The sequence below is a fragment of the Microbacterium sp. GXS0129 genome, assembly GCF_044769785.1.
In the GTDB taxonomy this organism is placed as follows: domain Bacteria; phylum Actinomycetota; class Actinomycetes; order Actinomycetales; family Microbacteriaceae; genus Microbacterium; species Microbacterium nymphoidis.
Genome location: NZ_JBIZVZ010000003.1, coordinates 58,856 through 79,693, shown reverse-complemented (window position 1 = coordinate 79,693; position 20,838 = coordinate 58,856). Strand labels below are relative to the sequence as shown.

Here is a 20,838-nt window from a genome sequence, read left to right as displayed (position 1 = left end):
CGGCCATGGTCGTCCTCGCCCGTCGTCACGCTGCGACGGTGCTGCCGTCGCCCCGGGTGGACAGGAGCTCGATCACGCCGACGGTGGCGGCGAGGGCGGCCACAACCGCAGTGAAGACCAGCCCGGCGGGGCGCAAGCCGATGGCTCCGGCAAGGAGGCCGACGCCGATCGCCGGGATCGCGAGCATCGCATAGAGCCCGGCGAAGAAGGAGGAGGAGACCTCGCCGCGATGCGCCGGCGGAACCTGCCCCACGGTGGTGGCGAGCGCGGCATGCAGACAGAGCCCGCCGGAGAGTCCGAGGATCGCGGCGGCAGCGAGCAGGGGTGCCAGTGCGGATGCGCCCAGCGCCCAGGCCAGCGTGGCGGCTGCCAGGACGAGTCCGGAGCATCCGGACGGGAGCGCGACGCGCGGCGCGAGTCGGCCGGCGATCACCTGCCCCAGTGCCATGCCCGCGAACGCCAGGAAGACGACGAAGCCTGCCAGCGCGTGACTGTCCAGGTGCAGTTCGCGGGCCAGGAACAGCGCGGACACGGCGGTGAGTACCCCGGTGACGGCGAAACCCGATCCTGCTGCGAGGACGGCGCGGACGAATGCCCCACGCAGATACGGCGGGATGCGCAGGCCGTTCAGGCGCAACCGGGCGCGGCGGAGGCGGGATGGCCGGGGTGTCCAGATCCACAGCCCGGCAAGCGCGACGGCGCACAGTGCGAGGTGGACGAGGTAAGGGGTCTGCAGTGGAGACGGGGCGGCATCGGCGAGCATGCCGGCGACCAGGGTTCCGAGGGCGAGCCCTCCCGTGTTGGAGATCACGGCGACGGTGCCGGCGAGCGCCCTCCGCTGGGCCGGGAAGAGGTCCATGATGGCGGCGGTTCCGGTGCCGCTCATGAGGCCCGCTCCGAGCCCCGAGACGATCCGGGCCGAGATGAGGGCGGGCAGGGACGGCGGGAGGAGGAACAGCAGCGCGCTCGCGGCTGCCAGCAGGACGGCGAGCACCATGACCGGCCGCCGTCCGATGTCGTCGGAGAGCCGACCGAAGGCGAGAAGTGCGCCCACCACGCCGACGGCGTAGACGGCGAACAGGATCGTGATCGTGAGCGGTGTGAAATCCAGCTCGGCGGAATAGAGCGCGTAGAGGGGCGTCGGGAGCGTGGTCCCCATCATCGTGACGAGAAACGCCAGGGCGGTGGCGGGGATCGCGCGACGAACCCGCGCGGGGGTCGGAGTGGTCATATGGCCTTCAGTTTCAATACAAGGTGTCTCGAAAGCGTAGCAGGTATCGAGACAATATGTCTCGTAAGACCGTTCCGGTGCACGCCGTATCGAAATCGATAGGATGCGGGGATGACCGCGAGCACTCGATCCCACGGCCGTCCGCGTAGCGAGGACGCCCGTCTTGCAGTGCTGCACGCCGCGGATGATCTGCTCGTGGAGCAGGGATACGCGGCCATGACGATGAAGGGGATCGCCGAGCGCGCCGGAGTCGGGCGCCAGACCGTCTACCGGTGGTGGTCCTCGAAGGCGGAGATCCTGCTGGAAGCGAGCGCGGCCGACGCGCGCCGTGAGCTCACCCGTCCACCCGCCCCCACGGTGGAGGATGAGATCGTCGGCTTTCTGACGGGTCTGGCGTCCTTCCTGACCGAAGCGGACGCGGGACTCGCCTACCGGGCCCTGCTCGGGGAAGCTCAGCACGACCGCCGGGTCGCCGATCTGCTTGCCGGGACCGACGTGCTCACGGAGGCAGCCGCAGAGGTGATCGCCCGGGCGCGGGCCGGTGGTATCGCCCTAGACGGGGAGGAGCGATCTCTCACGGCTGAGCTGGTCGGCCCGCTCGTCTTCCGGATCCTCTCCCAGGGGTGGCAGCCCTCCGCTGCCGAGATCGAGTCGATGACCCGGCGTTTTCTCCAGCGCTGAGCATCAGCGTGGGCACATGTACAGCGAAAGGAACCGCGGATGAACGTGGATGCGATCGACGATGAAGAGCGGACGCGCCTGGTGTCGGCCGGGCTCACGGCGGCCGGAATCGAGTCGCGCATCGTGACGCTGCCCGACTCCGCTGCCACCGCCGCACTTGCCGCCGAGGCGCTCGGGGTGACGGTGGGGGCGATTGCGAACAGCCTGGTCTTCCTCGCGGACGACGAGCCCCTGCTCGTGATGACGTCGGGCGCGCACCGGGTCGATACCGCTGCGCTCGCGGATCGGATCGGAGTTCGGCGCATACGCCGGGCCAGTGCCGAGCAGGTGCTCATTGCGACGGGGCAACGGGTGGGCGGGGTATCGCCGACAGGTCACCCGGCGCCGTTGCGCACCATCGTCGATGAATCGCTTGCCGATTTTGACCAGCTCTGGGCCGCCGGCGGCACCCCGCACGCGGTCTTCCCGCTCACTTTCGCCGAGCTGGTACGCCTGACCGGAGGGACGGTGTGCTCGGTCGAGCCCGCCGCCTGATGGCCGGCGCCTCCGCCGCGTGATGCCTCGGCCGCGTGATGCCTCGGCCGCGTGATGTCTCAGCCGGCGCTGTAGATGCTCAGGAAGCTCACGATGGCCGACGCGATCCACGACGCGATGACGCCGGCGATCGCCAGCCAGAGCGGGCCGAATGAACTGCGGCCCTGCCGCCGGAGCACGACCGTGCGCCCGATGAGGTAGAGGAGGGGCTGCAGCAGGAAGTTCCACCCCCAGGGGAACGGCTTCACGACGCCGAGGCGGGTGAGGGCGCGCTGATCCAGGTATGCGCACACGATGCTGGCGGCATAGCAGGCGAGGGAGATCCCGCCGGCGAGTGCGATGCTCGGCACGACCGCCGCAACGTAGGAGGAGAGTTCCGACCTCACCGGCCCTCCCACGCCGAAGGAGATGATCGCGAGGTTGAGGCGGAGGACCGCGCCCCAGTCGACCACGAAGTACGCGCAGATCTGCACGAAGGCGAGCGCGCTGATCACCCACGCCCACGGCGTGTTCACCGCGACCGTCGCCGCAGTGCCGCTGTGCGCTGACGGTGGCCACGGCTGCGCCGGAGGCTGACCGGGATGCCCCAGCGGCCCACCGGAGTATCCCTGCTGTCCGCTGGCGGGGCCCGGTGGGGATCCCTCGTACCGAGGGTCCGGTGATGCCGGCCACAACTGCTGCGCCGGCGGCTGAGGCGCGGGCACTGCGGGTTGCTGCGGAGCGTTCTGCGGTTCGGTCACGGCGTTCCCTTCCCGGCGATGGCGCGGATGACTGGCAGTCTAGGCAATTCCGTCAGCCGATGCGGCGTGCCAGCCGGTCGGCGGCGTCGTGCACGGCGGCGATCAGGGTGTCCATGTCGCGCGCGGCATCCTCCGACCACGTCACGGCCACCGCGGCGATGGGCCAGCCGGTGTGATCGTGGACCGCCACCGCCACGGATCGCATGCCGAGGGTCACCTCACCGTCCTCGAACGCGTACCCGGCGCGGCGCACTTCACGCAGAACGTCCCTCAGCTCGCGGGGTGTCGTGGGACCACGCTCCGTGCGCGTACTGAAGGATGCCGCGTCCGGATAGAGCGCGCGCAGCTGGGCTGCGCCGACGCCTGCCAGCATCGCGCGGCCGGTCGCGGTCAGGTGCGCGGGCAGCCGCACGCCCACGTCCGTCACGAGTGCGGGGCGACGTGGGGCGCGCTCCTCGACGATGTAGATCACGTCCCGCCCAGTGAGCATCGCGATGTGCGTGCTCTCGCCCGTGCGGTCGGCGAGCGCGGCCGCCACCGGCCCGCCGAGCCGTGCGAGCGGCTGCTGGCGGTTGAAGCCGCCGGCGAGCTCGGCGGCTGCCGTTCCGAGCCCCCATCGGCGCTGCTCGGGAAGATGCACGACAAAGCCGTGCTCCTGCATCGTAGCGAGCAGGTGATAGACGCTCGAGCGCGGCAGCCCGAGCGTCGTGGCGATCGAGCTGGCAGCCACCGGGCCCCGGGAGCGACCGAGCAGAGCGAGGATGCGCAGCGTCTGATCGGCGGCGGGCACCTGGGGCTTGTCTGGCATACCAGACAGCATATCGAGCACCCGCCTGGTCCGGTGGCGGCCGCCGGTGTGGAATCGGAACCATGAGCACTTCCGCCCCCGTTCTCGTCGGCCTGCACCCCCTCACCATCGACGAGGTGGTTGCCGTCGCACGCCATCATGCGCGGGTCGAGGTGACGGCTGAGGCGCGTGCCGCCGTGGCTGCATCGCGTGCCCGTATCGATGCGCTCGCCGATGACCCGCACCCCCACTACGGCGTCTCCACCGGATTCGGCGCTCTGGCCACGACCTTCATCACCCCGGATCGCCGTCTTCAGCTGCAGGCATCCCTCATCCGTTCGCATGCGGCGGGCACCGGCGCTGAGGTCGAGGAGGAGGTGGTGCGTGCGCTGCAGTTGCTGCGGCTGCGCACCCTCGCCTCGGGGCACACGGGAGTGCGCCCCGAGGTGGTCGACACCTACGCGGCGATGCTGAACGCCCGTATCACGCCGATCGTGCGGGAATACGGCTCGCTCGGCTGTTCGGGAGACCTCGCGCCGCTCTCGCATGTCGCGCTCGCCGCGATGGGCGAGGGGCGTGTGCGCGTCGACGGCGTGGAGCAGGACTCCGCGGACGCGCTGCAGGCGGCGGGGATCGAGCCGATCGTGCTTCGTGAGAAGGAGGGCCTGGCTCTCGTCAACGGCACGGACGGGATGCTGGGCATGCTGTCGCTCGCCCTCGCGGACCTCGCGGACCTTTTCGACACCGCCGATCTCGCCGCTGCGATGTCGGTGGAGTCCCAGCTCGGCACCGACCGGGTGTTCGACGCGGACCTGATGTCGCTGCGTCCCCAGGTGGGACAGGCGGCCTCGGCCGCTCGCATGAGCGCGATCCTCGCGGGCTCGCCGATCGTGGCCAGCCACGCCGGCCCGGAAGACGGACGTGTGCAGGATGCGTACTCGCTGCGCTGCTCCCCGCAGGTGCATGGCGCTGGTCGCGACACCGCGGCCCACGCCCGCCTCATCGCGGACCGGGAGCTGGCGAGCGTCGTCGACAACCCGATCCTCACCGGGGATGGCCGTCTGGAATCCAACGGCAACTTCCACGGTGCCCCGGTCGCCTATGTGCTCGACTTCCTCGCCATCGCGGTCGCTGATCTGGCCTCCATCTCCGAGCGGCGCACGGACCGGGCGCTCGATGTGGCGCGCAATCGCGATCTGCCGCCCTTCCTCGCGCACGAGGTCGGTGTCGATTCCGGGCTGATGATCGCCCAGTACGCCGCCGCCGGCATCGTCTCCGAGCTCAAGCGTCTCGCTGTCCCGGCGTCCGTCGACTCCATCCCGTCGTCGGCGATGCAGGAGGATCACGTGTCGATGGGCTGGGCTGCGGCCCGCAAGCTCCGCCGTGCAATCGACGGGCTCGGCCGTGTGCTGGCCGTGGAGCTGATCACCGGATCGCGAGCGCTCGACCTGCGCGCGCCCCTGCAGCCCGGCGCCGCCACCGGGGCCGCGCGCGACCTCGTGCGCACCCGCGTGGCCGGTCCCGGCCCCGACCACTTCGTCTCGCCCGATATCGAGGCCGTCACCGCGATGGTCCAGGACGGGTCGTTCGCGCGCATCGTGCGCGAACACGCCACCACGATCTGATCCGCACCGGATCCATACGAAGGAGCTGTCGATGTCGACGCACGAACCCCGCACCGTCCGCGCCGCCCGCGGAGCCGAGCGCACCGCGAAGTCCTGGGGTGCCGAGGCCGCCAAGCGCATGCTGATGAACAACCTGGATCCCGAGGTGGCCGAACATCCGGAAGAGCTCGTCGTGTACGGCGGCACCGGCCGGGCGGCCCGCAGCTGGGAGGCCTTCGACGCGATCGTTCGCACGCTCGACGAGATGGACGCTGACGAGACGCTGCTGGTGCAGTCGGGCAAGCCCGTGGGCGTGTTCCGCACGCACGAGTGGGCGCCGCGGGTTCTCATCGCGAACTCGAACCTCGTGGGCGACTGGGCGACCTGGCCCGAGTTCCGGCGCCTCGAGTCGCTGGGGCTGACGATGTACGGGCAGATGACCGCGGGCTCCTGGATCTACATCGGCACGCAGGGCATTCTGCAGGGCACCTATGAGACCTTCGCGGCCGTCGCCGCATCGCTCGGACGCGACTCGCTGGCCGGCACCCTCACCCTCACCGGTGGCGCCGGCGGGATGGGCGGTGCCCAGCCGCTCGCCGTGACCCTCAACGGCGGTGCCGTGCTCATCGTCGACGTCGACGAGACGCGCCTGGCCCGCCGCGTGGAGCACGGCTACCTCGATGAGTACACCGCCGACCTGGATGCCGCGATCGACCGCGTCGTGGCGGCCAAGGACGCAGCGGAGGCGCTGTCGGTCGGCGTGGTGGGCAACGCAGCCGAGATCTTCCCGGAGCTCCTGCGTCGCGGGGTGCCGATCGACATCGTCACCGACCAGACCAGCGCGCACGATCCGCTCGCCTATCTGCCCATCGGCGTCAGCACCGCCGAGTGGAAGGCGCAGGCGGAGGCGGACCCGGAGGACTTCACGCGTCGTTCGCGGGAGTCCATGGCGGCGCACGTGAAGGCCATGGTGGAGTTCCAGGACGCGGGGGCCGCGGTCTTCGACTACGGGAACTCGATCCGCCGCGAGGCCGAGCTCGGGGGCTACGAGCGGGCCTTCGCCTTCCCCGGGTTCGTGCCGGCATACATCCGCCCGCTGTTCGAAGAGGGCAAGGGCCCGTTCCGGTGGGTGGCGCTCTCGGGCGATCCGGAGGACATCGCCAAGACGGACCGCGCGGTCGCCGAGCTGTTTCCCGAGGACGCCCACCTGCAGCGCTGGCTGCGCCAGGCGGGGGAGAAGGTCCACTTCGAGGGGCTGCCCGCTCGCATCTGCTGGCTGGGCTACAAGGAGCGCCACCTCGCCGGTCTGAAGTTCAACGAGATGGTCGCCTCGGGCGAGCTGTCCGGGCCAATCGTCATCGGGCGCGACCACCTGGATTCCGGCTCGGTGGCGAGCCCGTACCGGGAGACCGAGTCCATGAAGGATGGCTCCGACGCGATCGCCGACTGGCCGCTGCTGAACGCCCTGCTCAACACGGCGTCGGGGGCGTCCTGGGTCTCGCTGCATCACGGCGGTGGCGTGGGCATCGGCCGGTCCATCCACGCCGGTCAGGTGACCGTCGCCGACGGCACGGCGCTCGCGGCCGAGAAGATCGAGCGCGTGCTCACCAACGACCCGGGCACCGGAGTGATGCGCCACGTGGATGCCGGCTACGAGCACGCCGCCGACGTCGCGCGGGAGCGCGGCCTCACGATTCCGATGCTGGACGCCGAATGACGTCGCTGCTCATCACCGGCATCGGGGAGCTCACCACCAACGACCCCGACGCCGGACACGATGCGCTCGGCACGGTGCACGGGGCGGCCGTCGTCGTCGAGGACGGCCGGGTGGCCTGGATCGGGGAGGCGAGTGCCGCTCCGGAGGCAGACGCCGCTCGAGACGTGGCGGGAGCGGCGGTGATCCCCGGATTCGTGGACAGTCACACTCACACCGTGTTCGCCGGTGATCGCTCCGCGGAGTTCGCCGCGCGGATGACCGGGACCCCGTATGCCGCAGGCGGCATACGCACGACCGTGGCCGCGACGCGAGCAGCGAGCGACGATGATCTGCGCGCTCGCCTGCATGCGCTGCGTGCCGAGAGTCGTGCCCAGGGCACCACCACGCAGGAGGTGAAGACCGGGTACGGGCTGGATGTCGACACGGAGGCCCGCCTCGCGCGCATCGCCGCCGAAGTCACGTCGGAGGTCACGTATCTCGGTGCCCATGTGGTACCCGCCGAGTTCGTCGACGATCGAGCCGCCTACGTCGCACTGGTGACCGGAGAGATGCTGAGGGCAGTGCGCCCGTTCGTGCGATGGATCGACGTTTTCTGCGAGCGTGGGGCGTTCGACCCCGATGAGTCGCGTGCGGTGCTGCAGGCGGGGATCGCGGCGGGGCTGCTTCCGCGCGTCCACGGCAACCAGCTCGGCGAGGGAGCGGGAGTCGCGCTCGCGGTGGAAGTCGGCGCTGCAAGCGTGGATCACTGCACGTACCTCAGCGATTCCGATGTCGCGGCGCTGGCCGGCTCGGACACCGTGGCTACGCTGCTGCCCGGTGTGGAGTTCTCGACGAAGCACCCCTACCCGTCCGCGCGCCGGCTGCTGGATGCGGGCGTGACCGTGGCACTGGCGAGCGACTGCAATCCCGGGACGAGCTTCACCACCTCGATGCCGCTGATGGTGGCGCTTGCCGTGCGGGAGATGGGGATGAGCCCGGACGAAGCCGTATGGGCGGCCACCGCGGGCGGTGCCCGCGCGCTCCGCCGCGACGATGTGGGCGTGCTGCGGGTGGGTGCGCGCGCGGACCTGGCGGTGCTCGACGCTCCCAGCCGAATTCACCTGGCCTACCGCCCCGGCGTCCCCCTGGTGTCCGAGGTCTGTGGCGGCTGATCCCGTTTCGTTGCGCTCACCTGGCTGCAATTCCTCGGGAATGGGAGCCAGGTGAGCGCGATGAAAGGTCAGCTCGGCCGCGACGGCTGAGCGCGCGCCTCGTAGTCGCCGATCTTCCGGTCGATGAGGGCGAGAGCCGCATCCAGCGCGGCTCGGTTCGCCAGCACGCGCTCCCGGTGCGCCCGCAACAACTGCAGCCGCTCGGGCACGCCGTGCGGATCCTGCTGCACCAGCCGGGTGAAGGCCGCGACATCGGCCAGCGGCATGCCGGTCTCCTTCAACCGGAGCAGGACCTCGAGCAGATGGACGTGATCATCCAGGTACTGGCGTCGGCCTGCCGGATCGCGAGGCGCGGGAGGGAGCACGCCGACGCGCTCGTAGTAGCGGATCGTGTCGGGATCGAGGCCGAGCTCTGCCGCCACCTCGCCGATGGAGCGGTTGCCGTTCACGCGCTGATTCTCGCACTCTCCAGCAGGCCGAGTTCCTCCTCGCTCAGGATGAGAGCGCTCGCCTCTACCGCGGAACGCAGGTGATCCGGCGAGGAGACGCCGACCACGGGGCGGACCGGAAGCCGCCTGTGCATCATCCACCCGAGGACGACCTGGCCGGCGTCGGCCCCATGTGCCTCTCCGATCCGGTGCAACAGCGGGAGTGCCGTCCGATTGGCCTTGGTGTCATATGCGGCCGGCAGCGGGCGGTCGGCACGCGTGTAGGCGCCGGACAGCAGAGGAGCGTAACCGTGCACCGCCCATCCGGCAGCCATGCAGTCGGCGATCATCTCGTCCGTGAGCAGCACGTGCGGATGCAGGTGCGCGCGTGGCGCGGGGGTCAGGAACGTGAAGCGTTGCTGGAGGTGCCGATACCCACCGCTCGGTCCCGTGGCGGCCTCGATCGCCGAATGCAGCCGATCGGAGGTGAGGTTGCTCGCGCCGAATTGCCCGATGACGCCCTCGTCGCGCAGCTCACCGAGTACACCGAGTGTCTCTGCCAGCGGCACCTCCCGGTCGTCGATGTGCGCGTAGAGCAGATCGATGCGGTCCGTGCGCAGTCGGCGCAGGCTCTCGTCCACCTGCGCACGCACCATCGGCCCGCTCAGTCCGAGGACGTGGTCGAGATCCCGGTAGCCCGGCCTCGGCCGAGCACCGACCTTGGTGGTGAGGAAGACAGCGTCACGCTGCCCGGGGTGGCGCGCCAGCCACTCGCCGACGCAGGTCTCGGACTCGTCGCCGGTGGCACCCGGCATCCAGAAGGCGTAGTTGTTGGCGGTGTCCCAGTGCCGTGCTCCGAGATCGAGCGCGCAGTCGAGGATCCGATGCGCCTCCCGCGTCGTGGTCCGCGTACCGAAGTGCATGGTGCCGATGGCGAATGCTCCGCCATCCTGGGGGTGATCGTTGAGGTTTCCGGTCATGCTGCCATGCTCCGACCTGGACCGCGGTCCAGGTCAAACGACGGCAATGGCGCGACGGGCGAGGGTCAGCTCTCGCCTCGGGGGATGTCGTACTGTACGTCGTCGGGAACCCGCATGGCCGCCTCCGACCAGTCCGCATCATGCCAGGTGAACACCGCCACCGCACAGGTCGGCATCAGCGGCGCCTTCTCCGACAGCTGCCGGGCGAGGATGCTGATGCCCGGGTCGTGCGCCACCACGACGACGTCCGTGGCGCCGGAGCCGGAGGCCGCGGCCCACAGGGTGCTCGACGATGCGCCGTACAGTTCGTCCCGCAGCTCCAGCGGCACCTCCAGCGCGGTGGCGAACTCCTCCGCCGTCGTCCGCGCGCGCACCGCGGTGCTGGCGAGGATCAGCTGCGGCCGCCAGTCGCGCGCCGCCACGAGTGCCGCCATGCGCGGCCCATCCCGGCGTCCTCGATGGTTGAGGGGCCGGTCATGATCGCTGAGCGCCGGATCGTCCCAGTCCGACTTCGCGTGCCGGATCAGCGCGAGTGTGACCATCGGTCCTCCGTTTCATCGAGCGCGAATGGCTCCATTCTCGGCCGAATAGGAGCAAACTGCGCGCAATGAACGGGGTCAGCGCCGGGCGACCCCGGCCAGCATCTCGAGGACGCACAGCGCGGCCAGGCGCACGGTCCGGCCGTCGGGGGCATCCGCGGTGGCGTCCACCTCGGTGATATCAGCCGACGCCACCGTCGGGTGCACGGCGAGCCCCCGGACCAGCGATCGCAACTCCCAGGCGGCGAGACCGCCGGGCATGCTCGCCGGGCAGCCCGGGGCAACGGAGCGGTCGCAGACGTCCACGTCGACATCCAGGTGGGTGCGGGCGGTTCCCACGATGTCGCGTGCCTCGGCGATCACATCGTCGATGCCGCGCCGGCGCACCTCGTCGACGCCGATGACGGTGATCCCGTAGTCGCGAGCGCGCTGGGCGTAGGCGACCGAGTTCGCGAAGTCGGCGATCCCGATCTGCACGACCTGGGTGCCGGCCAGACCAGCCTCGATCAGCCGCTGCACGGGGGAGCCATTGGAGACGCCGTCGCGCAGGTCGTGATGCGCGTCGAGGGTGATCAGCGCCTCGGCACCCGCACCCTGGGCGGTGGCGTAGGTCACCGAGTTGTCGCCGCCCAGGGCGACCAGCAGATCCGTGCGGGTGACCAGGTCGGCGACGCGCGCACGGGTGCGGTCCTCGCCCTCGCTGGAATCCGGATCGGTGATGTCACCGGCGTCGGAGACGAGCAGCGCGCCGAGATCCGCGATCGCATCGGTGACCAGCGCGGGGGAGTACCGCTGCAGCGCCTCGCGGATCGCCGCGGGGGTCTGGTCCGCTCCGGTCGGCGACAGCGACGTCAGATGCGCGGGAACGCCGAGCAGAGTGAGAGCCGAGTGATGTGATTCCAGCGGCCAGGAGCCGGCGCGGGGCCACAGCGGATCGTGCGAGAGAGCCATATCGCCACGCTAGCCCTGCGGGTCGCGACGAGCCACGACGTGAGCGGGGTAGTGTCTGACATCTCAGACACCACCCCGCGATGCATCGCCGCCCCGCGGCGGATCGCCTCAGGACGCCGCGTACGCCTCGGCGCAGACGATCGCGGCGGCGGCGGACCACGCCTGCGGACGGCACGACGCGGGGTAGGGCGTCGGGAACGGAACGATATCGCGGCCGTCGCCCGAATGCAGTTCCGGCATCCGATAGGCGAAGCCCTCGGCGGCGTCCACCAGCTGGCCGGCGATGAGCCGTGCCTCGGTGACGAGCCCGCTGCGGAGCATGCCGTGGACCGTCACGGCGGTGTCGTGAGCCCACACGCTTCCGCCGTGGTAGCTGAGCGGCCAGAACCCGGCGGCCCCCGTGGACAGGGTCCGGATGCCGAAGCCGCTGGACATCGACGCACCGAGGAGAAGCTCTGCACAGGCACGTTCCTCGTCCGCGTCGAGGATCCCGGTGCCGATGAGATGACCGATGTTGCTGGTCAGCGAGTCGACAGCGGCACCGTGGGCGTCGAGCGCGATGGCGGGGTAGCGCCCCTCCGGCGTGGTGACCCAGAACGCCTCGCGGAAGCGGGTGCGCAGCGCAGTCGCCCATTCCCGCAGCTTCGCACCGCCGTCTTCGCCGAGATCGTCGAGCAGCTGTGCACCGCGCACCGCCGCCTCATAGGCGTACGCCTGCACCTCGCACAGCGCGATCGGGCCTTCGGCCAGCCGTCCGTCGCGCCACTGGATGGAGTCCCCGGAGTCCTTCCAGCCCTGATTTGCCAGACCGTGCCCGGTCTCGTCGACGTAGTCAAGGAAGCCCGATCCGGTCCCGGAGCCGAAATCGGTGATCCAGGTCAGCGCCGCGCGGAGCGCGGGTACCAGCTCCCGAACCTCCGCCTCTGGCATTCCGGCGTCGCGCGCATCGGCCAGCAGACACACCCACAGCGGTGTGGCGTCGACCGTGCCGTAGTACAGCGGGGGGAGATGGACGCCCTCGTTCGGCAGGCTGAGCGGTGCACTGCGCAGCTCGTGCGGGATCTTCCCGGGCTGCTCCGCTGTAGCGGGATCCGACTTCGTGCCCTGCAGGCGCGCGAGCACGCGAAGCGTGGAGGCGGCGATACCCGGGTCGGCCGCCAGCGCGAGCCGCGCGGCCCAGATCGAGTCGCGACCGAACAGCGTGAAGAACCACGGCGCCCCCGCGGCATAGAACGCATCCTCGGGATCGGCCGGCAGCACGAGACGCAGCGCGGCCAGGTCCTGCGTCGCCTGCCGGATCCATCGCGCCAGCCGCGGGTCGTCTGCCGATGGAACGGCGAGCTCCGCATTCGAGGCCGCCCCCACGACCAGCGTGTCGTCGTCAAGCGTCGCACTCCAGCCGATGTCCGTCACGGAATGCGGTTCCAGCTCGACCTCCCAACGCAGCACGATGGCTTCTGCAATCGTGGCGGCAGCCCCTGCCGCCTCTAGCTGGAATGACCGGTGTCCGTCGGCGGAGATCACCTCGACGCGCCCGGGGGCGGTGCCCGAAGCGGCCACCGCCTCTGCGCGCCAGGGCATGGCAGTGGCGAGCCCCGCCTTCACGTCCTGCATCGGCGCGAACTCCGGGGCGAGCTCCACGGTCACGGCGAACCGCAGCGGGACGTCGCGATGCGAGTGCAGTCGGAGGCTCTCGCTCACGACCCCCGCGCTGACCTCGCGGCGGCGGATGAGGCGCACCTTCGGATCGGCGGCGTCGTCGTCGAGCCCGCGCAGCACGCTGCCGAACTCGGCCGTGCCGGCATCGATGATCGAGCGCGAGATGGTCTCGATGCCCGAACCGGCCACGCTCACCCGCACGGAGCGGAGATGGCGCACATCGCCGTGATAGACGCCGTCGATCGCGGCGTCGCCGATATCACCGTCGCGTCCCGACCACGCCTGGGTGGGCGCGTGCAGAAGGATGACGGCGTCATCGAGCAGGGGCTGACGGGGAACTGCAGGGGAAGTCATTCGTGCCTCGGGGATCGTGCGGGAGACGGAACGGAGCGAAAGATCACTCCTTCACCGCGCCCTCGCTGGAGTTCATGATGTGACGCTGGAACACGAAGAACATGACGGCCACGGGGATCGTCATGATCAGCGCTGCGGCCAGCTTGATCGGGTACTGGGTTCCCTGGCTCAGCTGTCCGCTGGCGAGGGAGGCGACACCCTTGGTGAGGGTGGTCAGCTCGGGGGACTGCGTCGACACGATGAAGTGGCTCAGCTCGTTCCACGAGCCCTGGAAGGACAGGATGATGATCGTGATCAGCGCGGGACGTGCCATCGGCAGCACCACCGACCAGAACAGGCGGAAGGAGCCCGCCCCGTCGATGCGCGCCTGTTCTTCGACGGACGCGGGGATCGACTCGAAGAAGTTCTTCATGATGAACACTCCTGCGGCGTCCACCAGAAGCGGCAGGATCATTCCCGCGTAGGAGTCGTACATGCCGAGCTGGTTGATCACGAGGAACTTCGGGATCAGGAGCACCACCGCCGGCACCGACATCACAGCGACCAGCGCGCCGTACACCACGGCGCGGCCCCGGAACTGGAGGCGGGCGAGCGCGTAACCGGCGAGCGAGTCGAAGAACACGCGGCCGAGGGTGACGAACACGGTGACGATCGCGCTGTTGGCGAACCACAGCGGAAAGTCCGAGTTGGCGAACAGCCGCTCGTAGGCCGCCCACGTGAACACCGAGGGGACGAGCGACACGGGATTCTGCGCCGCTTCGCCGTCGGTCTTGAACGAGGTCGAGATCTCCACCAGGAACGGGAAGATGTAGACCAGCGCCATGAGCACCAGCAGCACGTAGAGCAGCACCTGCGCGATGATGCGGCGGGGCGGCAGATGGCGCAGCCGTGCGCCCGGGGCCGCGGTGATGACGGAGGTGGCGGTCACTTCGATCCTCCCTTCGTGGAATCCGGGCGAACCTGGTAGGCCCGAATCCGGCGCTTCGAGACCGGGCGGTCGCGGAGCACCCAGCGCTGGATCAGCGTGAAGATCACGATGATGCCGAACAGGATGAACGCGATGGCCGCGCCCTGGCCCCACTCCTGGTTCTTGAACGCGGCCTGGTAGGAGAGGAATGCGGGCGTCAGCGTGGTCTTGCTCGGCGACCCCTGCGTGCCCGTGTAGATCTGGTCGAACACCTGCCAGCAGCCGATGAGTCCCAGCGTGAGCACGGTGAACAGGGTGGGGCGCAGCTGCGGGAGGGTGATCCGCCAGAAGCGCTGCCAGCCGTTCGCGCCGTCCATCATCGCCGCCTCGTCCACATCGCCGCCGATGTTCTGCAGGCCCGCGAGGAACAGCAGCATGAACGTCCCGCTGGTGGTGAACACCGCCATGAGGATGTAGGCGGACATCGCCACCGAGGGGCCGGCCAGCCAGTCCCACCACGTGATGCCGAGGAATCCGCCGCCGGTGAGAGCCTCCGGGCCCTGCTCCACACCGAACAGCCGCAGGAAGTTCTGCAGAATGCCGGACGGGTCGTTGAACCAGTTCGGTCCGTTCACCCCGAACCAGCCGAGCACCGCGTTCACGGCGCCGGAGGCGTTGAACAGGAACAGCCAGAGCACCGTGATGGCCACCGAGCTGGTCACAGACGGAAAATAGAACGCAGTGCGGAAGAAACCGCGACCCCGCAGCACGGCCCGGTTGACGAGCACCGCAAGAAAGAGCGAGAGCGCCGTTTGCAGCGGCACGACGAGCAGCACGTACCACGCGTTGTTGCGCACCGCGGTGCCGAAGTCCTTGGTGGCCAGTCCGCCGTCGGTGGTGATGGCCGCGTAGTTGGCCCCGCCCACGAAGCGGACGCTGCTGGAGAGCGGGCTGCCGCGGCCGCCCCAGTCGGAGACGCTCACCCAGACGGCCATGAGCACCGGGATGAGCATGAACACGCCGAGGATGACGATCACCGGAGCAGTGAACAGCCACCCGGCGGCGGCCTCGCCGCGCCGGAGCCCACGGGCTCCCGCGCGACGAGGCGCTGTGGTCGGGGTCGCCATCGTGCTTACTTGAGGATGGCTTCGAGGTTCGACTGGGTCGCGTCGAGGATCGCCTTCGGCTCGGTGGTCTTCAGCGACTCCAGCTGGGAGTTGAAGTCGCTGACCACGTCCGCGGCACCGGCCTCGTTGGGCACGAAGCCCGCGTAGTCCGCGCCGGCGAGGAAGGGGACCAGGCCGGGGTTGGCACTCTTCCAGGCGTCAGCAGCCGAGATGATGGACGGCATCGGGCCGAAGGCCTTCGAGAACGCGAGCTGGCTGTCGGCGCTGGTGAGGTACTGGACGAGATCCAGGGCCGCCTTCTGGTTGGGGCTGTCGGCCGCCATTCCCCAGCAGTTGGTGAACTGCAGCGTGCCCTTGCCCGCGGGGCCCTCGGGGAGCTCCGCCACCTGGTACGCCACGTCGGCGAAGTCGTTGCTCATTGCGCCGGTGATCCAGTTGCCCTCGATCACCATCGCGGCGGCCTTCTTGCCGAGCGCCTCGCCGCCCCAGCCCGCCCCGACATCCTTCGCGAACGCGAACGTGCCATCGGCGAGATGCGTCTTCACGTAGTCGAGTGCGGTCACATTCGCCTCGTCGGAGGCGATGGCCTTGCCGTCCTTCACCAGCCCACCGCCCGCCTCGGCCATGAACGCCCCGACACGCGCGTACTCGCCGCCGAACGCGAGACCGACGTGTTCCGGAGTCGTCAGCTTCTTCGCCACCGCCGCCAGGTCGTCCCAGGTCTTCGGGAGATCGGCATCGGTGAGTCCGGCGGCCTTCCACATGTCGGTGTTGATGACGAGCTGCAGTGTGGAGAAGTCCTTCGGGGCGCAGTAGAACTGGCCGTCGACGGTGAAGTTCTGTACCAGCGAAGGATAGAAGTCGCTCTTGTTGGAGAGCTCGTCGCCGTACGCCTGCAGGGAGCCGTTCTGCGCGAAACCGGCGATCTGGTCGGTGGAAAGGTAGAAGAGGTCGGCGGGCTTACCCGCGGCGAAGCCCTGCGACAGCTGCTGGTTCAGGTCGCTGGCCACCTGCACGGTGGCCTCCGTGCCCGACTCCTTCGACCAGGCCGCGACGGCATCGGTGACCGCCTTCGTCTCGGCGTCACCGGAGGATCCGATGAGCACGGTGAGGGCGCTGTCCGAGCTGGTCAGACCGCCCGCGGCGCCGGCCGACGAGCCGGCGTCGGCCGTGGATTCGCCGGACGAGAATCCGGAACCGCAGGCGGTGAGGGTGAGGGCGCTCACCGCGATCAGGGCACCGGCGCCCACCCGGGTGCGTGCGTTGTTCGTCATGACTCTCTCCTTCGGGAGCTCAAGGTGCAGGACCGCTCATCGCCGCGCATGTGGACACGGTCAATTTGAACGATCAAATTCAGGTTGGAGACACATTAAGCAGACCGATCCGGCCGTGTCAAGCCCGTCCGGATGACGCATATGATGTGCAGGCAGGCGCCGGATCGGAGAGGAGGGATGCGATGGGTCGTGCTCCCACGGTGGAGGATGTCGCTCGCCGTGCGGGTGTGTCGCGACAGACCGTCTCCAACGTCCTCAACTCGCCGGATATCGTGCGTCCCGCCACCCGGGAACGCGTCGCCGCGGCCATCGAGGAGCTCGGCTACCGCACGCACGCGGCCGCACGGATGCTGCGCACGCAGCGCAGCTCCACCATCGGCATCCACCTGGACCCGTACGTCGGCGGGGTCTCCGGCGTGGTGCTCGACCGGTTCGTGCACGCGCTCGCCGAGCGCGCGAGTGATCGCGGCATGCGCATCCTCGTCTACGCTGCGCGCACGCCGGAGGAGGAGGTCGCCCGGCTCACGGAGATCACCGATGGTGGCGAGATCGACGCCGCGGTCCTCACCGGCACCTTCCGGGGCGATCCGCGCGCGTCCTTCCTGGCGTCGCGCCGGCTGCCGTTCGTGGCGTTCGGGCGGCCCTGGGACGACGGCGCCGAACCCGCGCACCCGTGGGTCGACGTCGATGGTGCTGCGGGCACGCGGCAGGCCACCGAGCACGCGCTCACGCACGGCAGCAGGGTGGCGTTCCTCGGCTGGCCCGAGGGCTCGGGCACCGGAGATGACCGCGAACGCGGGTGGCGCGAAGCGATGGCCGCGGCCTCAGCCACCGGACCGCGATGGAGCAGCGTCGATGACGTGGCAGCTGCCCGCGACGTCGCCGCTGCGGGTATCGGCGACGTCGATGCGGTGGTGTGCGCCAGCGATTCGCTCGCCATCGGCGCGCTGCTCGCGGCGGCTGCGGCCGGGCGGGGCGCCCTGCCGATCATCGGCTTCGACAACACCCCGGCCGCGGAGGCGCTGGGTCTGTCCAGCGTCGAGCAGCGTCCCGAGAAGGTGGCCGGTGCCGTGCTGCGCCTGCTCATGGGACCCGATGGCCGTCACGTCCTGCCAGCGTCCGCGGGCCCGCAGCCGGCGGAGAAGCTCGTCACGCCGGAACTCGTGATCCGTACGCGCTGAGCCCGTGCGGCATCTGCCGAACTAGGATCGGAGCATGAGCATCCCGACCCCGTACGAGGACCTGCTGCGCGACGTGCTGGACAACGGCACGCACAAGACGGATCGCACCGGAACGGGCACCACCAGTGTTTTCGGGCGTCAGCTGCGTTTCGATCTCGCAGATGACGCATTCCCGCTCATCACGACCAAGCGCGTCCATTTCAAATCCGTCGCCCTGGAGCTGCTGTGGTTCCTGCGTGGTGACTCCAACGTCCGCTGGCTCCAGGAGAACGGCGTTCGCATCTGGAACGAGTGGGCCGACGACGACGGCGAACTGGGCCCGGTCTACGGGGTGCAGTGGCGCTCCTGGCCCACCCCCGGCGGCGGTCACATCGACCAGATCAGCCAGGTCATGGACCAGCTGAAGAACAACCCCGACTCTCGTCGCATCATCGTCTCGGCCTGGAACGTGGCGGAGATCGAGAACATGGCGCTGCCCCCGTGCCACGCCTTCTTCCAGTTCTACGTGGCGGACGGCCGGCTCTCCTGCCAGCTCTATCAGCGCTCGGCCGACATGTTCCTCGGAGTGCCGTTCAACATCGCCTCCTACGCACTGCTCACGCGGATGATCGCGCAGCAGACGGGGCTGGAGCCCGGGGAGTTCGTCTGGACCGGCGGCGACTGCCACATCTACGACAATCACCTCGAGCAGGTCCGCACGCAGCTGGAGCGGGAGCCCTACCCGTCGCCTACACTCACCTTCACGCGGCGGCCGGACAGCATCTTCGACTACGCGTTCGAGGACTTTGCCGTGCATGACTACCAGCACCACCCGCAGATCAGCGCTCCGGTGGCGGTGTGAGATGGCACGCATCGGACTGATCTGGGCGCAGACCATCGACGGCGTCATCGGCCGTGACGGTGACATGCCGTGGCGCGCACCCGAGGACATGGCGTACTTCAAGCGCACCACCCTCGGCCACCCGGTGATCATGGGACGACGCACCTGGGAGTCCATCCCGCCGCGCTTTCGCCCGTTCTCCGAGCGGACCAACATCGTGCTGACGCACGATGACGCGTTCGCCGCCGAGGTGCGGGAAGCAGGCGGGCTGGTGGCGGCGGACGTGCACGAGGCGCTGGCGCTCGCGGGGGACGCCGAGGGCGGCGACGAGATCTGGGTGGTGGGAGGAGGCTCGATCTACGAGCAGTTCCTGCCCGAGGCCGATCAGATCCTCGTGACGGTGCTCGACCTCGACATCAGTGATGGCGACACGCATGCGCCGCAGCTGCCGTCGGAGTTCGTGCTGACGGCGGCATCGCCCGGCGTGCCGGATTTCGCGCCGTCGGATCGCGGGCCGGCCTACCGCTTCGAGACCTGGACCCGGCGGGCCTGATCAGCCCACGAGCTGAATCGCGGCGTGCGCAACCGCGAAGATCGTGACGCCGGCGAGCGCGCCGACGACCGTGCCGTTGAGGCGGATGTACTGCAGATCGCGTCCCACCATCAGCTCGATCTTCTCCGTCGTCTCACTGGCGTCCCAGCGCTCGACCGTGTCCGTGATGATGCTCGCGATGTCATGACGGTACCGGTCCACGAGGAACACCGCGGCGTTGGTCACCCAGCCGTCGACGCGGCCCTGTAGCGCTGCGTCGTCCGCGAGCCGGGCACCGATGTCGCCGAGGGCGGCGTCGATGCGTGCGCGCAGGGCACTGTCCTCGTCCTCGAGGGCGGTGATGAGCCCGCTCTTGACCGTCTGCCACGCATCGCTTGCCAGCTGGCGCACCTTCGGGCTGTCGAACACCCCGCTCTTGGCGCCCTCCAGCTTGGCTCGCGTTGCCGGATCGTGCTGGAGGTTGTCCGCCAACCGCGTGAGGTAGCCGTCGATGGCGTGACGGGCAGGGTGGTCCCGGTCCGCGCGGACAGCGTCGACGAACTTGACTGCTTCGTTGTAGGCGGTGTCATCGACGAAGCGGTGCGCGAGCTTGGGCACCCAGCCGGGCAGGCGCCGGGAGATCAGCCCCTGGAAGGCTTCGTGGTTGCTGCTCAGCCAGGTCGCGATGGTGTCGGCGGCGAGATCCACGGCCGGACGCTGGGCGTCCGTCTCCACGATCCGTCCGAGCCATGTCCCCGCCGGAGTCGCCCAGTCCTGTTCGATGAGGTGGCGGCGGGCGAGATCGCTGATGAGGTCCTGCACGTCATCGTCGCTCAGCGCCCGCAGCACCCCCGCTGCTGCGGTGGCGAGCTCGCTTCCCACTCGCTTCGCATTCGGCTCCTCGCGCAGCCAGGAGCCGAGCCGAGCCGCGATCGGGGTGGTGTCCAGCTTCTGACGGACGACGTCGCCGGCGAGGAAGTTGGTCTCCACGAACTCGCCCAGCGTCCGCCCGATCTCATCCTTCCGGCTCGGGATGATGGCGGTGTGCGGGATGGGCAGTCCCATCGGGCGGCGAAAGAGCGCCGTGACGGCGAACCAGTCGGCGAGGGCTCCCACCATGCCGCCCTCACCCGCTGCGCGCAGGTACCCCCATGCCGGGTAGCGCTCCTGCAGCACGAAGCCGATGCAGAACAGCACGGCCATCGCGATCAGCGCGCCGAGGGCGATCGTCTTCATCCGGGAGAGGGCGCGACGACGCTCCTGATCGGCCGGAGAGAGCAGTTCGGTGGGTGTGCGCGCCATGGCCACATCCTCGCATCGGTCGAGGCGGTCGGCGTGGTGCGCCTCGGCGGTACGCTGAAGACGTGATCGAGGACATCAAGAAGCGCGCACTGCACCGCACCGCCATCCTGGAGGGTCAGCTGCGCGGCGTCGCGAAGATGATCGACAACGAGGAGTACTGCATGGACATCATCACGCAGTCGCGTGCGATCCAGCGCTCCCTCGAATCCCTCAACCGACTCCTCCTCGAGAACCACCTCCGCACCCACGTCAGCCACATGATGGAATCGGGTGGCGACGAGCGCGAGCAGGCCATCGAGGAGATGCTCAAGGCCTTCGAAGTCACCGGCAAGTAGACTC

Annotated in this window: 21 protein-coding genes; 9 read left to right on the top strand and 12 right to left on the bottom strand. The window is 69.6% G+C overall.

From position 1 onward, the window contains the following. Positions 1-25 precede the first annotated feature (25 nt). A complete protein-coding gene (locus ACIQJ5_RS10550) occupies positions 26-1,231 on the bottom strand; it encodes an MFS transporter (RefSeq protein WP_402843595.1) in 1,206 nt (401 codons plus the stop codon). Between the two features lie 111 nt (positions 1,232-1,342). On the opposite strand from ACIQJ5_RS10550, the gene ACIQJ5_RS10545 reads away from it, so the two are divergent. Continuing rightward, positions 1,343-1,912, top strand: coding sequence for a TetR/AcrR family transcriptional regulator (locus ACIQJ5_RS10545; RefSeq protein ID WP_231092239.1), 570 nt, complete (start codon positions 1,343-1,345; stop codon positions 1,910-1,912). A 39-nt stretch (positions 1,913-1,951) separates the two neighbouring features. After that, complete coding sequence (locus ACIQJ5_RS10540) at positions 1,952-2,446, top strand: YbaK/EbsC family protein (protein WP_402843591.1); 495 nt, start codon at positions 1,952-1,954, stop codon at positions 2,444-2,446. A gap of 59 nt (positions 2,447-2,505) precedes the next feature. On the opposite strand, the gene ACIQJ5_RS10535 is transcribed toward ACIQJ5_RS10540, so the two are convergent. Continuing rightward, entirely contained in the window at positions 2,506-3,186 is a 681-nt protein-coding gene (locus ACIQJ5_RS10535; protein ID WP_402843589.1) for a hypothetical protein, read from the bottom strand. Positions 3,187-3,238: 52 nt separating this feature from the next. Beyond that, on the bottom strand, positions 3,239-3,994 hold the full coding sequence (locus ACIQJ5_RS10530) for an IclR family transcriptional regulator (protein ID WP_231092242.1): 756 nt from the start codon (positions 3,992-3,994) through the stop codon (positions 3,239-3,241). Between the two features lie 62 nt (positions 3,995-4,056). Here ACIQJ5_RS10530 and hutH point away from each other — a divergent pair, with 62 nt between their 5' ends. Genes hutH through hutI form a run of 3 tightly spaced genes read left to right on the top strand, consistent with a single transcriptional unit; the run spans position 4,057 to position 8,445 of the window. Further along, entirely contained in the window at positions 4,057-5,598 is a 1,542-nt protein-coding gene (gene hutH / locus ACIQJ5_RS10525; protein ID WP_402843584.1) for a histidine ammonia-lyase, read from the top strand. A gap of 31 nt (positions 5,599-5,629) precedes the next feature. Continuing rightward, positions 5,630-7,294: a urocanate hydratase gene (locus ACIQJ5_RS10520; RefSeq protein ID WP_402843581.1), complete on the top strand. Its 1,665-nt coding sequence runs from the start codon at positions 5,630-5,632 to the stop codon at positions 7,292-7,294. Further along, positions 7,291-8,445 (top strand): imidazolonepropionase, encoded by a 1,155-nt coding sequence (gene hutI, locus ACIQJ5_RS10515; protein WP_402843578.1) that lies wholly within the window; start codon positions 7,291-7,293, stop codon positions 8,443-8,445. The genes ACIQJ5_RS10520 and hutI overlap by 4 nt, the downstream gene beginning before the upstream one ends. A gap of 68 nt (positions 8,446-8,513) precedes the next feature. Here the strand turns inward: hutI and ACIQJ5_RS10510 are convergent, their stop codons facing one another. The 8 genes from ACIQJ5_RS10510 to ACIQJ5_RS10475 form a co-directional block, all read right to left on the bottom strand. Beyond that, the gene (locus ACIQJ5_RS10510; protein WP_402843575.1) at positions 8,514-8,894 is read right to left on the bottom strand and encodes a MerR family transcriptional regulator; all 381 of its coding nucleotides are present in this window, start codon (positions 8,892-8,894) and stop codon (positions 8,514-8,516) included. Continuing rightward, a complete protein-coding gene (locus tag ACIQJ5_RS10505) occupies positions 8,891-9,853 on the bottom strand; it encodes an aldo/keto reductase (protein WP_402843572.1) in 963 nt (320 codons plus the stop codon). Before ACIQJ5_RS10505 ends, ACIQJ5_RS10510 begins: the two co-directional genes overlap by 4 nt. 65 nt (positions 9,854-9,918) lie before the next feature. Next, positions 9,919-10,395: a SixA phosphatase family protein gene (locus ACIQJ5_RS10500; RefSeq protein WP_402843569.1), complete on the bottom strand. Its 477-nt coding sequence runs from the start codon at positions 10,393-10,395 to the stop codon at positions 9,919-9,921. 75 nt (positions 10,396-10,470) lie between these two features. Further along, positions 10,471-11,343 (bottom strand): arginase family protein, encoded by an 873-nt coding sequence (locus ACIQJ5_RS10495; RefSeq protein ID WP_402843566.1) that lies wholly within the window; start codon positions 11,341-11,343, stop codon positions 10,471-10,473. Positions 11,344-11,451: 108 nt separating this feature from the next. After that, the gene (locus ACIQJ5_RS10490; RefSeq protein ID WP_402843563.1) at positions 11,452-13,356 is read right to left on the bottom strand and encodes a glycogen debranching N-terminal domain-containing protein; all 1,905 of its coding nucleotides are present in this window, start codon (positions 13,354-13,356) and stop codon (positions 11,452-11,454) included. Positions 13,357-13,399: 43 nt separating this feature from the next. Next, positions 13,400-14,233 carry a carbohydrate ABC transporter permease gene (locus ACIQJ5_RS10485; RefSeq protein ID WP_402844366.1) on the bottom strand — a complete coding sequence of 278 codons (834 nt, stop codon included), beginning with the start codon at positions 14,231-14,233 and terminating at the stop codon, positions 13,400-13,402. 47 nt (positions 14,234-14,280) lie between these two features. Continuing rightward, a complete protein-coding gene (locus ACIQJ5_RS10480; protein WP_231092251.1) occupies positions 14,281-15,390 on the bottom strand; it encodes a carbohydrate ABC transporter permease in 1,110 nt (369 codons plus the stop codon). 5 nt (positions 15,391-15,395) lie between these two features. Next, positions 15,396-16,664, bottom strand: coding sequence for an extracellular solute-binding protein (locus ACIQJ5_RS10475; protein WP_402843560.1), 1,269 nt, complete (start codon positions 16,662-16,664; stop codon positions 15,396-15,398). A gap of 182 nt (positions 16,665-16,846) precedes the next feature. Here ACIQJ5_RS10475 and ACIQJ5_RS10470 point away from each other — a divergent pair, with 182 nt between their 5' ends. Genes ACIQJ5_RS10470 through ACIQJ5_RS10460 form a run of 3 tightly spaced genes read left to right on the top strand, consistent with a single transcriptional unit; the run spans position 16,847 to position 19,218 of the window. After that, the gene (locus tag ACIQJ5_RS10470; RefSeq protein ID WP_402843557.1) at positions 16,847-17,845 is read left to right on the top strand and encodes a LacI family DNA-binding transcriptional regulator; all 999 of its coding nucleotides are present in this window, start codon (positions 16,847-16,849) and stop codon (positions 17,843-17,845) included. A gap of 34 nt (positions 17,846-17,879) precedes the next feature. Beyond that, positions 17,880-18,686 (top strand): thymidylate synthase, encoded by an 807-nt coding sequence (locus ACIQJ5_RS10465; RefSeq protein WP_402843554.1) that lies wholly within the window; start codon positions 17,880-17,882, stop codon positions 18,684-18,686. A 1-nt stretch (position 18,687) separates the two neighbouring features. After that, positions 18,688-19,218, top strand: a complete 531-nt coding sequence (locus tag ACIQJ5_RS10460; protein WP_402843551.1) for a dihydrofolate reductase — start codon at positions 18,688-18,690, stop codon at positions 19,216-19,218. Here the strand turns inward: ACIQJ5_RS10460 and ACIQJ5_RS10455 are convergent, their stop codons facing one another. Then, a complete protein-coding gene (locus ACIQJ5_RS10455; protein WP_402843549.1) occupies positions 19,219-20,499 on the bottom strand; it encodes a DUF445 domain-containing protein in 1,281 nt (426 codons plus the stop codon). Between the two features lie 62 nt (positions 20,500-20,561). Here ACIQJ5_RS10455 and ACIQJ5_RS10450 point away from each other — a divergent pair, with 62 nt between their 5' ends. After that, positions 20,562-20,834, top strand: a complete 273-nt coding sequence (locus tag ACIQJ5_RS10450) for a metal-sensitive transcriptional regulator (protein WP_231092257.1) — start codon at positions 20,562-20,564, stop codon at positions 20,832-20,834. Positions 20,835-20,838: the final 4 nt, after the last annotated feature.